A 14,578-nucleotide genomic window follows, 5' to 3' on the forward strand; every position below is an offset into this window, starting at 1 on the left:
CAGGAGAACGCCATGTTCGGTTTCGATACCCTGGACCTGTCGCGCGCGCAATTTGCGATGACGGCCATCTTCCACATCCTGTGGCCCATCCTGACGATCAGCCTGTCGCTGTTCCTGTTCGTCGTCGAGGCGCTGTGGCTGCGCACCAGCGACCCCGTCTACTACCGCCACGCGCGCTTCTGGAGCAAGCTGCTGGTGCTGAACTTCGCCGTCGGCGTCGTCAGCGGGATTCCCCTGGAATTCCAGTTCGGCACCAACTGGGCGCCGTTCTCGCACCATTCCGGCCAGTTCATCGGCAACATCCTCGGCTTCGAGGGCGCCATGGCCTTCATGCTGGAAGCGGGCTTCATCGGCGTCATGATGTTCGGCTGGGGCCGCGTACCGAAGGGCGTGCACCTGTTTGCCACCGGCATGGTGGCGCTCGGTTCCAGCATTTCCTCGTTCTGGATCATGGTCGCCAATTCCTGGATGCAGACGCCGGCCGGCGTGCGCGTGCTCGACGGCAAGATCATCGTCACCGATTACGTGGCCGCCATCTTCAATCCCGACATGGCCTGGGCCGTGGGACACATGTGGGTGGCCGCCGTGGAAACGGGCCTGTTCGTCATCGCCGGCATTTCCGCCTGGTATATGTTCAAGCGCCGCGAACCGGCCTTCTTCGCCCGCTCGTTCAAGCTGGCCCTGATGCTGCTGCTGGTCATCGCGCCGCTGCAAGTGTGGCTCGGCGACTCGAGCGGCGTCGACGTCTTCAAGACCCAACCGGCCAAGGGCGCGGCCATCGAAGGCCATTGGCACACGAACCGCGATGGCGAAGGCGCGGCCTGGTCCCTGCTGGCCTGGCCCAACCAGGCGGAGCAAAAGAATGACTGGTCGCTCGAAGTGCCCGGCATGCTCAGTGTGATCGCCACGCATAGCGCGACGGGCAAGATCACGGGCCTGGCCGACATCGCCCGCGCAGACCAGCCGCCCATGCTGCCGCTGCTGTATTACGCCTTCCGCGCCATGGCCGGCATCGGCATGTGGTTCGTGCTGCTGTCGTTCTGGACCTTCGTGGCCTGGCGCAAGGTGGGCGGACGGGTGCAGGAGTTCGTGCCCAAGCGCAAGCTGCTGCTGGCCTGGGTGCTGACGATTCCGCTGCCCTACATCGCCGTCGAGTGCGGCTGGATCGTGCGCGAAGTGGGACGCCAGCCGTGGGTCGTGTACGGCTTGCTGCGCACGCGCGACGCCGTCTCCGACGTGGCGGCGCATGCCGTGGCCGGCAGCATGCTGATGTTCTTCGTGTTTTACATCGTGCTGTTGGTCACTTTCTTTGTGTTCGCCAAGAAATGGCTGCAACAAGGCCCGGACGTGGCGCTGCCGCCGCCCGCCACGCAGATGCGCACCTATCAATCAAGGAGTGTGTAATGGATATCAATTCGCATGCCATGCTGGGCAATGCCTGGTTCGGCCTGATCGGCCTGATGCTGGTGTTTTACGTGGTCACGGACGGCTTCGACCTGGGCGTGGGCATCCTCAGCCTGTTCACGCGCCGCGAGCAGGAGCGCAACCTGATCTTCCAATCGATCGCCCACGTGTGGGACGCCAACGAAACCTGGCTGGTGGTGGTGGGCGGCGCCCTGTTCGGCGCCTTTCCCAGCGTCTACGCCACCTTGCTGGAACAGTTGTACATCCCCATCATGCTGCTGATCGCCAGCCTGATCCTGCGCGGCGCCTCGATCGAGTTCCGCCATGCGGCCGGCAACAAGCGCCTGTGGGACCTGATCTTCGGCGTGGGCAGCCTGCTGGCCGCCGTGGCGCAGGGCGTGGTGCTGGGCGAAATCATCACGGGCTTGCAGCCTGGCTGGCTGAGCGGCATCTTCACGGCCTGCACGGCGCTGGGCGTGGTGGCCGGCTATTGCCTGCTGGGCAGCACTTACCTGATCAAGAAGACGGGCGGCCAGCTGGAAGCGGCGGCGCGCCGCTACGCCATGGCCAGCGTGCTGGCGACGGTCGCGGCCGCCATCGTGCTGTCGGCCGGCACCATGGTCTTCAGCGCCATCGGCCACGACCGCTGGGCGCAGCCGGGCGTGTTCGGCGTGCTGCTGGCCCTGGCCGCCATCGCCGCCAGCGCTTTTATTTACATCCTGTGGGCCGTGCACGTGAACGGCGTGCGCGGACCATTCCGCGGCGCCATCGTGCTGTTCCTGGCGTCGTTCGCGGGCCTGGCCGTCAGCTTCTTCCCCGACCTCGTGCCGGGCAAGCTGAGCATCGCGGCGGCCGCGTCCGACGAACCGACCCTGATCTTCATGCTGATCGGCATGGGTTCCATGCTGCCGATCATGATCGGCTACAACCTGTTCCAATACTACGTCTTCGAGGGCAAAGTCGTGCCCCAGAAACATTAACCGGCATCACGGCATGCGTATCCCATCATGATTATCCGTCCCACCACCAACTGGTTCCGCATGCTGTTCGTCTGGGATGGCTCGGTGCTGCAAGCCATCATCCCGCAATTGCTGCTGATGCTGGTCGTCAGCTCGCTGGCCCTGCTGACGGATGGCCGCATCTTCGGCGTCAAGATTCCGCTCGATACGGCGCCGTTTCCCATGGTCGGCATCAGCCTGGCGATCTTCCTCGGCTTTCGCAACAACGCCAGCTATGCGCGCTTCGTCGAGGCGCGGCATATCTGGGGGCAATTGCTGATCGCCGCGCGCGCCCTGGCCTCGCAGGCGCTCACTTACCTGCCGCAGGCAACGAGCGGCCTGGAGCATGAATTGCTGCTGCGCCGCCTGGTCGCCTTCGTCTACGCGCTCAAGCACCAGCTGCGCCAGACGGACCCGCGGGAAGACCTGGCGCGCTACCTGCCGGCCGAGGAAGTGCAGCGCTTGCAGGGAGTCAACTTCAAGCCCGTCGCCGTGCTGCACACGGTGCGCGCCATGCTGCACGACGCCGTGCAGCGCCAGCCGGGCCAGACGCAGCTGCTGTGGATGCTCGACACCCAGCTCAACGACCTGGCCGCCACCGTGGCCGGCTGCGAGCGCATCAAGAACACGCCGATACCGTATCCGTATGGCGTGCTGGTGCACCGCACCGTCTATATGTACTGCTTCCTGTTGCCGCTGGGCCTGGTGGACGCCATCGGCGTGGCCACGCCCCTCATTTCCGTCTTCGTCGCCTACACCCTGTTCGCGCTGGAAGCCATCGCGCAACAGATCGCCGAACCGTTCGGCCTGGCGCCCAACTGCCTGGCCCTGAACGCCATGACGCGGGAAACGGAACGCTCGCTGCTGGAATTGCATGGCGACCCGCTGCCGCCGTCGATACGGCCCTGCCCGCGCTATCAGATCGATTAACCGAAGGAGAAGAGCATGGAATGCGATATCGATATCACCACCATCGAACGCGACGGTTACCTGGACGTCCCCATGGTGCGCCACCAGGCTGGCGTGGCCACGGCGGGCCGCGACATGGTGGCCGAGGAGTATCCCGTGGCCCTCGTCTACAACGGCATCGCCCACGCCGTGATGATGGCCACGCCGCGCGACCTGGAGGAATTCGCCGTCGGCTTTACCTTGACCGAAGGCATCGTCGGCAGCGTGCGCGACATCTATGACCTCGACGTATGCTGCGGCGAAGACAGTGCGGAAGTGCGGCTGACCATCGCGCAGCCGGATTTGATCAAGCTCAAGGCCCGCCGCCGCGCGCTGACCGGGCGCACCGGTTGCGGCGTGTGCGGCATCGAAAGCCTGGCCCTGCTGGACCTGGTGCCGGAAAAGATCACGCGTCCCCTGCCGCCGCTGGTCGCCAGCAGCGCCATCCTCGGCCGCGCCGCGCGCGAACTGCTGCCGTACCAGGATTTGATGCACAAGACGGGCGGCGTGCATGCGGCCGCCTGGTGCACGGCAGAGGGCGCCGTGGTCAAAGTGTTCGAGGACGTGGGCCGGCATAACGGCCTGGACAAGCTGATCGGCTACCTGGCGCTGCACCGCATCGCCATGCACGACGGCTTCGTTTTCCTGTCGAGCCGCGCCAGCTATGAACTGGTGCGCAAGTCGGCACGCATGCATATCGGGCTCGTCGCCACCATCTCGGCGCCCACCGCGCTGGCCATCCGCATCGCGCGCCAGGCCGGCATGCAGCTGGCCAGCTTTTGCCGCCGCGACGGCTTTGTCGAGTACACGGCGGGCGAAGGGGAAAATAGCAGCCAGCATGCGACTTGAGCTGCCAATGCTACATTTTTTTCCGTAAAGCAAGTGCACGCTTGACTTGGCGACACGGCAGGCTTTCAATGGTAATAGTTTCCTATTATTAACTTTGCCTGCCACCACACTCCTGGCGCGGCAGCGATGAAAGGATGGCGGCGATGGCCCTGGCACAAGAGCAGCACCTGGCGGACACCTGGCAAACGGGCGGCTTGAAGCCGCGCGCCTGCGACTGCGGCGGCACCGTCTTCACCATCCTGCACCAGCGGGTGATGGCGGACATGCGGCGCCGGCAATTTCTCGGCGGCGCGGCCGCCATGCTGGCGCCCTTCATCGGCTTGTCCACCGGCAGCGCCAGCGGCAGCGCCAGCGCCCAGCAGCCGCAAACGCAGGAGCGGCCGCTGCTGCTGACCAATCTGCGCCTGTTCGATGGCACGGGCAAGGCGCCCCGCTCCGGCCTCCACGTGCTGGTGACGGGCCCGACGATCACCGCCCTGCTGCCGGCCGGCGAGAAGGTGGAAGGCGCGCGCGTGATCGATTGCCAGGGCAAGCTGGTGATGCCGGGCCTGATCGACGCCCACTGGCATACCATGCTGGCCGCCATCAACCAGGTGACGGCCATGACGTCCGACGTCGGCTATCTGTACCTGGTGGCGGCGCAGGAAGCCCGGCGTACCCTGCTGCGGGGCTTTACCTCCGTGCGCGATCCTGGCGGCCCCGCCTTTGCATTGCAACGCGCCATCGATGAAGGCATCGTCGACGGCCCGCGCATCTTCCCGTCGGGCGCCATGATTTCGCAAACGTCGGGCCATGGCGACTTCCGCCTGCGCTCGGACATCCCGCGTGCGGCGAATGCGCCGCTGAGCATCGCCGAAACGGCGGGCATGGCCATGATCGCCGATGGCGAAGCGGAAGTGCTGCGCCGCGTGCGCGAGCAGCTGATGCTGGGCGCGACGCAAATCAAGATGATGGCCGGCGGCGGCGTCGCATCGACGTACGACCCGCTCGACAGCACGCAGTATTCGGAGCGCGAACTGCGCGCGGGCGTGGACGCGGCCGCCGACTGGGGCACCTATGTGATGGCGCACGTGTACACGCCGAAAGGCATCCAGCGGGCCATCCGCGCGGGCGTGCGCAGCATCGAGCATGGCCAGCTGGCCGACGACGAGTCCGTGCGCATGATGCGCGATGCGGGCACGTGGTGGAGCCTGCAACCTTTCCTGCAGGATGAAGACAGCAATGTGTATCCCGATGCGGCGCGCCAGGCCAGCCAGAAGATCGTTGCCGAAGGCACGGTGAAGGCGTATGCGCTGGCGCAAAAGTACGGCATCCGCACGGGCTGGGGCACGGACATCCTGTTCAACGCGAAAAACACGCCCACGCAGGGCCGCCAGCTGGCCAAGCTCACGCGCTTTTACGATCCCCTGACCTTGCTGGCGCAGGCGACGGGACAGAATGGCGAATTGCTGGCCCTGTCCGGCCAGCGCGCGCCCTACCCGGGCCCCCTGGGCCGCCTGGCCGCGGGCGCGCTGGCCGACTTGCTGGTGGCCGATGGCGACCCGACGAAGAACCTCGATTTCCTCGCCCAGCCGGAACAAAACCTGCTGCTGATCATGAAGAACGGGCGCATCTACAAGGACACATTGGGCGCGCCGCTGGCGGGCTGAGGGCTGGCGCGTTGGCAACGGCGGCGGCTTGCCGCATAATGCGCCCATGTTCAAACTGACTTTTCTCGGCACGTCTTCCGGCGTGCCCACGCGCCACCGCAACGTCACGTCGCTGGCCCTGCAAACGACGCACAACCGCGACTGGTGGATGATCGATTGCGGCGAAGCGACGCAGCACCGGCTGCAGCGCCTGCCGCTGTCCGTGCACGACCTGGTGGGCATCTGCATCACCCACGTGCATGGCGACCACAGCTATGGGTTGCCGGGCCTGCTGGCCAGCGCCTCCATGACGGGGCGCAAGAAGCCCCTGCTGCTGATCGCCCCGGCCGCCATCAAGGCCTGGATCGACGCCACCCTGCTGCACACGGAACTGTTCCTCACGTACCCCTTGATTCATATCGACGTCGACAACGCGCCAGTCGTGCACGAGGAAGCGGGCTTGACCGTTTCGCGCCACGCGCTGTCGCACCGCGCGCCGAGCGTCGCTTATCGTTTTGCGCTGGAAACGAGCAGATGGAAGCTGGACAAGGCGGCCCTGCAGGCGGCGGGCGCGCCGCCCGGCCCCGCCTGGGGACTCTTGCAGGCGGGCCAGGATGCGACCCTCGACGATGGCACGGTCTTGCGCGCCGCCACCTTCCGCCAAACGGAAACGCAGCGCGCCACGGTGGTGATCGGCGGCGACAACGACACGCCAGCCTTGCTGGCGGACGCCTGCGCCGGTGCGCAACTGCTCGTGCATGAAGCCACCTACACGGAAGCGATGCTGCAAAAGGTCGGCCCCGGCCCCACGCACAGTTCCGTGCAGCGCGTGGCGCAGTTCGCCGCAGCGGCGCGCTTGCCGAACCTGATCCTCACCCACTTCAGCGCCCGCTATCACCATGCGGAAGGCATGGCCGAGCTGGAAGCGGAAGCGCGCCTGCATTACCCGGGCGAACTGTTCCTGGCGCGCGACTTCGACAGCTATGAACTCGATGCGGCTGGCGTGCTGAGCAAACTGCCGGCGAAATCCAGTGGGGATTGATGCCGTACTACGGATGCATGCAGTATGATCATACTCCGCCTGATGCTAGCGCAAGAATAACGCCATGAAACTGATTGCCCTGCTTTTATCGCTGATTGCCACCTCGGCGAATGGCGGCACCTTGCACCTGGACAAAGCCGCGACGGGCAAAGTGCGGCAAGCCGCCGATATCCGCTATGTCAATCACGATGAAAAACAGACGTACCGGCTGAAAATCGGCAAGCAATGGAGCGCTGGCCATTGCAGCAGCAGCGGCACGGGCAATTTGCACGCGCTGCTGCTGGACATGAACTTCGACGGACATGCCGACCTGTGGGTCACCGGCTACACGGACAGCCAGGGGCGCATCCGCTGTTCCGATGTCTGGCTGTGGGATGCGTCGGCGAAACAATACCGCTTCAACAAACCACTCTCGGCGATTCCGAATCTCGATATCAGCATCGCCGATCAGGGCATCGCAGGCGGCATCGCCAATTGCGGCTGCGCGGCGCAATGCTTTTATGAAGACAGCTATGCCTGGCGGGCCGGCAAGTTAATTGCCATTGCGCGGCGCGCACAGGATTGCGAGCGCTATCGCGAATATCGCTTGAATGACAAAAACGATTTGATTATCGTCAAGGATGAAATCATCGATAGCAGCAACCCCGGCCAGCAAGCCATCGAGCATACAAACGCCCATGACTGGCAGCGCCACGCGCAAACCATGCGCAAAGCCTGGGAGTAAATCCTTCACCACCATCGAACAATGACCGCAGACATGACGACACATCCAGCATCGATTACTTTCCACGCCGCCAGGGCGGAAGACACCCCCGCCTTCATCGACTTGCGCGGCAAGACGCGGCAAAACGCCATCCCCAGGGAGCGCCTGGCGGACGTAGGCATCACGGCCGACTCCTGGGCGGAAATGATGCGCTCGGGCAGCCTGCCTGGCCAGGTCTGCCATCACGATGGCCAGCTGGTCGGCTACTGCTTTGGCGAGCGCGACACAGGCGAAATCATCGTCCTGGCCCTGCTGCCGGCATTCGAAGGCCTCGGGATCGGCAAGACCTTGCTGGCATTGGTGATGACGGAACTGCGCGCGCACGGCCATCAACGGCTGTTCCTCGGCTGCTCCAGCGACCCCGCCTCGCGCTCCTACGGCTTTTACCGCTACCTGGGCTGGACGGCGACGGGCGAGACGGACAAGTACGGCGACGACGTGCTGGAGTTTCGCTTGACGGCCTAGGCGGTCAAGCGATTGGCATCCCACACGCGCAGGATGTGCGTGATGGCCGCGTCAAACACGGCGTAGCCCACGCCATCGCGCGCCTGGATCGATACTCCCGACAAAAAACCGTCGAACACGGCCGCCAGCGCCACCCCATCCGTCTGCGCGGATAACTCTCCGCTGGCCATGCCCCGCTCGACGCAATGCGCGAAACCGGCCCGCGTGCGCGTGCGCGAAGCGGTGAGCGGCGCGGCCACGGCCGCATGTTCGGCCGTCGGCGCGCTCATGCAACCGAGCGCCACCATGCAGCCGGGCGGATGCCCCGGCTCGGACTGCATCGCCGCCGACTGGCGCAAGGCCAGCTCGATGGCCGCGCGCGGCGCCAGGCCATCGTCCCACAGGCACTCCGTCACGCGCGCGAACGTATCCAGATAGCATTGCGCCGCCTCGCGGAACAGCGCTTCCTTGGAGCCGAACGCCGCATAAAAGCTGGGCGCGGAAATGCCGCCGCCCAGGCTCGCCTTGAGCTGGCTCAAGGACGTCGATTCATATCCCTGTTGCCAGAATAAAAACATGGCCTGCTCGACCGCTGTCTGCCGGTCGAACGTGCGCGGCCGTCCCATTTGCGCCATTGCTCGCTCCTTTTCGTCTACTTACATACTACTCGATACAGAAGTCGTTGACAACGCGGCGCGCCATCGCCTATATTTATACCGATCGATATATATGTACCGCCGCGACGGTCCGGGGCACTCCTGCGCCCGGCCGACTCGTCACCCTTCCAAGGATTTTTCTTTGAATCACGCTACGCTCACCACCGGAACCAGCCCTGCGCTGGCCGACCGTCTCCCCGTCGCCGGCCTGCTGGCCCTGGCCATGACGGGTTTTATCTGCATCGTCACGGAAACCTTGCCTGCCGGCTTGTTGCCACAGATCAGCGCGGGACTCGGCATCAGCGCCGCGCTGGCCGGGCAAATGGTCACGGCTTATGCGCTGGGCTCCCTGCTGGCGGCCATTCCGCTCACCATCGCCACGCGCGGCTGGCGCCGCCGCAATGTGCTGCTGCTGACCATCATCGGTTTTCTCTTGTTCAATACCGTCACGGCCCTGTCGTCCCACTACTGGCTGACCCTGGCGGCCCGCTTCTGTGCCGGCATGGCGGCCGGGCTGGCGTGGAGCTTGCTGGCAGGCTATGCGCGGCGCATGGTGGCGCCGCACCAGCAAGGCCGCGCCTTGGCGCTGGCCATGGTGGGCGCGCCCGTCGCCCTGTCCCTGGGCGTGCCGCTGGGCACCTTGCTCGGCTCCCTGGTCGGCTGGCGCGCCGCGTTCTGGATCATTTCCGCACTGGCATTGATCCTGATCGCCTGGGTGCTGGCGAAGGTGCCGGACTACCCGGGCCAGTCCGTCCATGAACGCCTGCCCCTGCGCCGCGTCTTTGCGACGCCGGGCGTGCGCCCGGTGCTGGCCGTCGTCATCGCCTGGATGCTGGCGCACAACATTCTCTACACCTACATCGCCCCGTTCGTGACGCCGGCCGGATTGACCGAGCGGGTCGACCTGGTCCTGCTCGTCTTCGGCGCCGCCGCCATGGCCGGCATCTGGATCACGGGCAAGCTGGTCGAGCGCCACCTGCGCGCCACCGTGCTGGCCAGCCTGGCCGTGTTCGCCGCGACGGCCCTCGTGCTGGGCCTCGCAGCGCACGTGCCTGCCGTCATCTACCTGGGCATGGCCGTCTGGGGCTTGTCCTTTGGCGGTGCGGCAACGCTGTTGCAGACGGCGCTGGCCGACACGGCCGGCGGCGGCGCCGACGTGGCACTGTCGATGAATGTGGTGGCGTGGAACGGCGCCATCGCGGCCGCGGGCGTGGTGGGTGGCGCCCTGCTGGAAACCTGGGGCGCGGGCGCCTTCCCGTGGGCGATGCTGGCCTTGCTCATGCTCGCTTTCGTGCTCGCCTGGTCGGCCCGCGCGCACGGTTTCCGGCCGGGACGGCGCAGCGGCGGCGCGCCCGTGGCCGGGCATTGAGCATCAGCGCGCCGCAGGGACGCTCATGACGCGGGGCACGTGTCCCGTATGCGCGAGGAAACGGACCAGGGTGGCATGCGGCAGCGCCACGGTGGCCGTGTTGCGCAGCGGATGGGCTTGCACAAAAGCAGCTTCCCATACGGCCTGGTCCATTACCAGTGCCACCGCCTGCGCACTGTCGTGTATCAGCGCAAGCAGGCTGACGGCCCCGGGCGTGATGCCCAGGTGCTGCAACAGGCGCTCGGACGATGCCATGCTCAGCTTGCTGACTGGCAGCAAGCGCCCCAGCGCCGCCAGGTCGATGCGCTTGTCGAAAGGCACGATGACGAGAAAATGCCGCCGGCCCTTCTCGTCGCGCACGAACAGGTTTTTCACCATCAGGCCCGGCATGGGCGGCACGTGAACCAGTGCTTCATCGATGGTGTGCACGGCCGGGTGCTCGACGAACTGGACATCGCCGGCGCTGCTTGCCAGCCAGCGGGACAGGGTTTCTTGCATGGTCACTCCTCAGCGCGAACGAATGCGCGATGAAGAGATTGTAGCGGCGCGCCGCGTGGAACGCTTGCCGTCAAGGCTGCTTGTCGGCCTTGTCGGCCGCCGCCAGCCCCCAGTCATTCCAGCCTTCGCCGAACAGCTCGATCGGATGCTGCGTGCGCTCGGAACCATTGCCGCAGCGCATGGCGTCCGGCGGACAATACTTGTCGCAGCCCCAGCAGATGCGTTCGGGGTTCTTGGGGTTCAGGGGAAAGGGCTTGGCCATGGGAGGCGATCGTGGTCGGTTGAGGGTTCTTAGCCGACTCTAGACCTGGCGCGGATGGCGGTCAAACGAATTTCAGTGGGGAATTTGTCCGGGATCAAGGTTGTGCGGATAGTAGAACATCGGCACGGCGCCATGCCCTACTCTTGATCTTTCCGGACGAATACGGCGACTTCCAGCACGCTCCGCGCGTAGTTGACACCACCGTCCGCCGCAGGTTGCGCCTTGAGTTCGTCCAGCGCATACACCATCGTCACCGTGGCACCGGCCACGAACAGCTCGATGTCCTGCCTGCGGTGCGTGTAGATGCTCTCCTCGACTGTCGAGCCATCGGCCAGGCGCAAGGTGAAGCTGTTGACTTGATCGCCACGGCGGCTGTCCTGCCCCGCGAAATACGTGCGCTCGATGCTGCCCGTCACCGTTTGCGTCTGGATGCGGCCGGCATTGATGCTTTCCCACCACGCTGCAGAAGCGAACAAGCCGTGCCTGCCTTTCAAGCCCATGTGAGGCCTGGAACTGTCGAGGGTGAGGGATTGGGTCTTGGCGACCCGACCGGGGTCTTGGGCCAGAGACTCGGCGAGGGTGTAGACGGTTTTCATAGGGCGCGGGTATTCCTGCAAGCGGTCGCTCAATATTTACGCCGGATGATGTAGGCATTGCCGGCAGGTTCAAAACCGAGCGTCGGATAGTAGGACATGGCATCCGGGGCGGAAAGCAATATCAAGGACACTTCGTCGCCGATGATGGCCTGGGTACGCTGGACAAGTTCCTTGCCGATGCCCAAGCCCTGGTACTGCTTGTCGACCGCCAGATCCGACAGATAGCAGCAATATGCATGGTCGGTCAGCGAGCGGGCCAACCCCACAAGCTCGCCATCCACCCATGCCGACAGCAGCAGGCAAGGCGCGGCGAACATGCGCGCGATTCTCGGCAGATTATCGGTCGGGCGCTTGATTCCAGATTGATCAAAAACACGGACGACATCGACGGGGTCCAGGGGGAAATTGTGACGATATTCTACGGTGATGTTTGTCATGGGTTCAACAGTGGAAAGTGATCGTACATGGGCGCAGCTTGTTTCTGCAAACATTGCTCATGTCGGCATATGCATTGAATAGTATGCCAGTGGCGATGACTGAGGGCTGTTTCCGTCCCCACCAAGCCCCTGACGCTTATTTAAACGCCCGGAATTTCAAAAAGCGTTGGCCGTCATACTCCACCTCGCAATCAAATAGGAAGCCGATTCTTGCCAGCCCCTTGACACGAGTGCGGCTGGGCGGCAGCAGGATGCTTACCGGGCCAATACCCAGTTCCAGCCGGCTGCGCATGAAATGGCCCACCAGCGCAGGCCCATGTCCCCAGAACCCAGGGAGCAACACCAGTGCGAGATCAGCTTCGCCCCCTTCCTTCTGAAAACCGCCCCAGCCGGCAAACGCGCCATCAATACGGATAGCCCAAGGTCCATAGCCATTCGCTTGCCACTGCGCATCCTTGCCTTTCGCCCATTCCGTAATAGCGCTGTCGGTCCAACGTTCTGTGGCGAGCGGCATGTGGCGGATGACGTCCGGGTGGTTCCACAGATGGAACCATTCTTCATTGGGAATATCGGAGAGCGGGTGAAAAGTGAAAGCCATGTGCGTTTAGTCAATTGCATGAGAACCCGATGAACTCATCATCGTGCCATGGAAAGTACGCAATCGCCAGTGAAGAAAACAGCTAGGGTCAGGTCCGCCTTCAGACACTGACTGATGCTTAGGGTGCTGTGACAACTGGCTCAGTCGAAAAGCTAATTGGAATCACAAACGCGCGCCTGCGGCGCACGGGGCTGCCGCGCAGCGGCAGCAGGTGGAGGATTCGGGGCGGGCCGGGCCGGTAGGCCCGGCCCTTCGAATCTCACACGCAGGGCGCGAAGGCGCCCTGCTCGCTTCCGCCAGGCAATAAAAAACCGCCTGAAGGCGGTTTCTTTATTTCTTGGAGGCAACGGTGTAATGCGAACAACTAGGCTTCATGCGGCTTTCACGCACCATGCAACAACCATACCTACTAATTTACCTACACACACAAAATCCCAGGCACCGAGCGCCGTCGGCCAACAATACATCGCCTCCCCCTGAAATAAATTGCCTATTAAGCAATATTTTGTGATTTCGCAATTAGATATTACCAAGACTGCGGAACAATGCCTGTCATCCCCCCACTCAAATCTCGGAGACATCATGGCACTCGACGTATACCTCCAAATCGATGGCATCAAGGGCGAATCGACCGACTCCGGGCATCCAGGCTGGATTGAAATCACTTCGGCACAGTGGGGTGTCACGCAACCCAAAAGTGCGACCGCATCGACTGCAGGTGGCCATACCGCCGAGCGGTGTGAGCATCGATGCCTTTCTATCACCAAACTGGCAGACCTCTCCTCACCCCTCCTGATGCAGACCTGTTCTTCCGGCAAGACGATCCCCAAGGCCAGGCTTGAATTCATGCGTGCCGATGGCGATGGCAGGCCTGTCAAATACTACGAGGTAGCGCTAGAAAACGTCTTGATAGGCAATATGGAGCAGATCGTATATGAGGGCAGCGTCTTGCACGACGCTATTGGATTGAAATTCTCAAAAGTAGTCTGGAAATACACCCAACAAAAAATTGGCGGCGGCGCCAGTGGCAACACGACCGGCGGCTGGAACCTATCGACCAATCGCATGGCCTAGCAGGAGCGAACCATGCTTGAAGTCCAACGCAAGGATAAACGTGGTCACTTCATCATTCCGCAAGCCCCGGAGGATGCCGGTTATTACGTGTACGGCACCCCGGGCGGCGGTGCTGGCCAATATGCCCACCCGACGATGATGACCGCGATCCTGCGAGTAGAGCGGGAATGGCAAGCTATCGATAAGCGCAAATTCGGTGTGGGGAACATCAGCTTGGCCGAAGGCGTGAAGTACAAGGGGCATGCAACGCATCGAAGCGGGCTTGAGGTCGACGTGCGTCCGCTGCGCAAAGACGGTCGTCAGGTCGCAGTTCATTGGTACAACGAAGAGTACGACCAGGCCGCAACGGCCAAGCTCATCGAGCTATTTCGCCTTTACTCGTCCGTCGCCTTAATCTACTTTAACGATAGTCATATTCCATTCGTGACTCATCTGGCAGAGCACGATCATCATTTTCACGTGAAGCTGCGAGGCTGACATGCAAAAAATCCTGGGATTGCTACTTGGCGCCACAGCACTACTCTCCTTGGCCTATGCAAATGACAACATCGGTTGGACATGGGAATACAAGCCGTTTAAAGGCGCATACCTTATCTATTCCGGAGAACTGGGGGAACAAGAGGCGCCCACCCAGAAGGATCGTAAACTCGCCATCGAAGTTACGGGACAACTGGCACGCGACATGTTCGATTCGATGTCTCCAGATTTCAAGCCGACATGCAGTAATGAAAAAGGCGACCGCGATCGACGCAAAGGCAACCTTTATTGCACCTATCATATTGGCGAAGAATACCGCTGCTTTATCGGCCTGAATCTGCGGACTGGCAAGAGTATTGGGGCAGCGTCATGCTGACGTTCGGGTAACGACAGCAAGGTCGCAGGGAGGCAACACAGCCCCACCAGGGCGCAAACTCAGCCCATCCCTGCTCGTCCACACCACCCGCACAAAAAACCGCTCAAAGTGCGTCAAAATGCGTCAAAACGCGCGCGCCCTCTTCGCCCCGCCGCGCCA

At 63.2% G+C, this 14,578-nt stretch carries 18 protein-coding genes; 12 read left to right on the top strand and 6 right to left on the bottom strand.

The annotated features are described in order from the left end of the window. The first annotated feature begins 12 nt into the window (after positions 1–12). The 8 genes from J0O65_RS16740 to J0O65_RS16775 all read left to right on the top strand — a co-directional run bounded on the left by J0O65_RS16740 (position 13) and on the right by J0O65_RS16775 (position 8,097). The gene (locus tag J0O65_RS16740; protein WP_215408389.1) at positions 13–1,404 is read left to right on the top strand and encodes a cytochrome ubiquinol oxidase subunit I; all 1,392 of its coding nucleotides are present in this window, start codon (positions 13–15) and stop codon (positions 1,402–1,404) included. Further along, positions 1,404–2,384: a cytochrome d ubiquinol oxidase subunit II gene (locus J0O65_RS16745; protein ID WP_215408391.1), complete on the top strand. Its 981-nt coding sequence runs from the start codon at positions 1,404–1,406 to the stop codon at positions 2,382–2,384. Before J0O65_RS16740 ends, J0O65_RS16745 begins: the two co-directional genes overlap by 1 nt. A gap of 27 nt (positions 2,385–2,411) precedes the next feature. Then, positions 2,412–3,332 (top strand): bestrophin family protein, encoded by a 921-nt coding sequence (locus J0O65_RS16750; protein WP_215408392.1) that lies wholly within the window; start codon positions 2,412–2,414, stop codon positions 3,330–3,332. Between the two features lie 15 nt (positions 3,333–3,347). Next, positions 3,348–4,199 (top strand): formate dehydrogenase accessory sulfurtransferase FdhD, encoded by an 852-nt coding sequence (gene fdhD, locus J0O65_RS16755; RefSeq protein ID WP_502793569.1) that lies wholly within the window; start codon positions 3,348–3,350, stop codon positions 4,197–4,199. A 143-nt stretch (positions 4,200–4,342) separates the two neighbouring features. Continuing rightward, positions 4,343–5,848, top strand: a complete 1,506-nt coding sequence (locus J0O65_RS16760; RefSeq protein WP_251373786.1) for a metal-dependent hydrolase family protein — start codon at positions 4,343–4,345, stop codon at positions 5,846–5,848. A gap of 46 nt (positions 5,849–5,894) precedes the next feature. Continuing rightward, positions 5,895–6,869 carry a ribonuclease Z gene (locus tag J0O65_RS16765; RefSeq protein ID WP_215408396.1) on the top strand — a complete coding sequence of 325 codons (975 nt, stop codon included), beginning with the start codon at positions 5,895–5,897 and terminating at the stop codon, positions 6,867–6,869. A 64-nt stretch (positions 6,870–6,933) separates the two neighbouring features. Further along, entirely contained in the window at positions 6,934–7,593 is a 660-nt protein-coding gene (locus tag J0O65_RS16770; RefSeq protein WP_215408398.1) for an XAC2610-related protein, read from the top strand. Positions 7,594–7,626: 33 nt separating this feature from the next. Continuing rightward, positions 7,627–8,097 (top strand): GNAT family N-acetyltransferase, encoded by a 471-nt coding sequence (locus J0O65_RS16775; RefSeq protein ID WP_215408400.1) that lies wholly within the window; start codon positions 7,627–7,629, stop codon positions 8,095–8,097. Here J0O65_RS16775 and J0O65_RS16780 read toward each other — a convergent pair. Next, positions 8,094–8,711, bottom strand: coding sequence for a TetR/AcrR family transcriptional regulator (locus J0O65_RS16780; protein WP_215408402.1), 618 nt, complete (start codon positions 8,709–8,711; stop codon positions 8,094–8,096). The genes J0O65_RS16775 and J0O65_RS16780 overlap by 4 nt on opposite strands. A 244-nt stretch (positions 8,712–8,955) precedes the next feature. Between J0O65_RS16780 and J0O65_RS16785 the strand changes: the two genes are divergently transcribed. Next, positions 8,956–10,101: an MFS transporter gene (locus J0O65_RS16785; RefSeq protein WP_215408570.1), complete on the top strand. Its 1,146-nt coding sequence runs from the start codon at positions 8,956–8,958 to the stop codon at positions 10,099–10,101. Between the two features lie 3 nt (positions 10,102–10,104). Here J0O65_RS16785 and J0O65_RS16790 read toward each other — a convergent pair whose 3' ends face one another. The 5 genes from J0O65_RS16790 to J0O65_RS16810 form a co-directional block, all read right to left on the bottom strand. After that, complete coding sequence (locus J0O65_RS16790; protein WP_215408404.1) at positions 10,105–10,599, bottom strand: prolyl-tRNA synthetase associated domain-containing protein; 495 nt, start codon at positions 10,597–10,599, stop codon at positions 10,105–10,107. A 70-nt stretch (positions 10,600–10,669) separates the two neighbouring features. Beyond that, positions 10,670–10,861, bottom strand: a complete 192-nt coding sequence (locus J0O65_RS16795) for a DUF3079 domain-containing protein (protein ID WP_215408405.1) — start codon at positions 10,859–10,861, stop codon at positions 10,670–10,672. A gap of 137 nt (positions 10,862–10,998) precedes the next feature. Continuing rightward, on the bottom strand, positions 10,999–11,457 hold the full coding sequence (locus J0O65_RS16800) for an immunity protein RhsI2 family protein (protein WP_215408407.1): 459 nt from the start codon (positions 11,455–11,457) through the stop codon (positions 10,999–11,001). 29 nt (positions 11,458–11,486) lie between these two features. After that, complete coding sequence (locus tag J0O65_RS16805; RefSeq protein WP_215408409.1) at positions 11,487–11,894, bottom strand: GNAT family N-acetyltransferase; 408 nt, start codon at positions 11,892–11,894, stop codon at positions 11,487–11,489. Between the two features lie 136 nt (positions 11,895–12,030). Next, positions 12,031–12,492 carry a GNAT family N-acetyltransferase gene (locus J0O65_RS16810; protein ID WP_215408411.1) on the bottom strand — a complete coding sequence of 154 codons (462 nt, stop codon included), beginning with the start codon at positions 12,490–12,492 and terminating at the stop codon, positions 12,031–12,033. Positions 12,493–13,074: 582 nt separating this feature from the next. Here J0O65_RS16810 and J0O65_RS16815 point away from each other — a divergent pair. The 3 genes from J0O65_RS16815 to J0O65_RS16825 are packed head-to-tail and all read left to right on the top strand — an operon-like array spanning position 13,075 to position 14,419. Then, positions 13,075–13,566 (top strand): Hcp family type VI secretion system effector, encoded by a 492-nt coding sequence (locus tag J0O65_RS16815; RefSeq protein ID WP_152256362.1) that lies wholly within the window; start codon positions 13,075–13,077, stop codon positions 13,564–13,566. A gap of 12 nt (positions 13,567–13,578) precedes the next feature. Further along, positions 13,579–14,043 (top strand): penicillin-insensitive murein endopeptidase, encoded by a 465-nt coding sequence (locus J0O65_RS16820; protein WP_152256363.1) that lies wholly within the window; start codon positions 13,579–13,581, stop codon positions 14,041–14,043. Position 14,044: 1 nt separating this feature from the next. Beyond that, positions 14,045–14,419 (top strand): hypothetical protein, encoded by a 375-nt coding sequence (locus J0O65_RS16825; RefSeq protein ID WP_215408413.1) that lies wholly within the window; start codon positions 14,045–14,047, stop codon positions 14,417–14,419. The last annotated feature ends 159 nt before the right edge of the window (positions 14,420–14,578 follow it).

The organism is Janthinobacterium sp. JC611, assembly GCF_018682595.1.
In the GTDB taxonomy this organism is placed as follows: domain Bacteria; phylum Pseudomonadota; class Gammaproteobacteria; order Burkholderiales; family Burkholderiaceae_D; genus Janthinobacterium.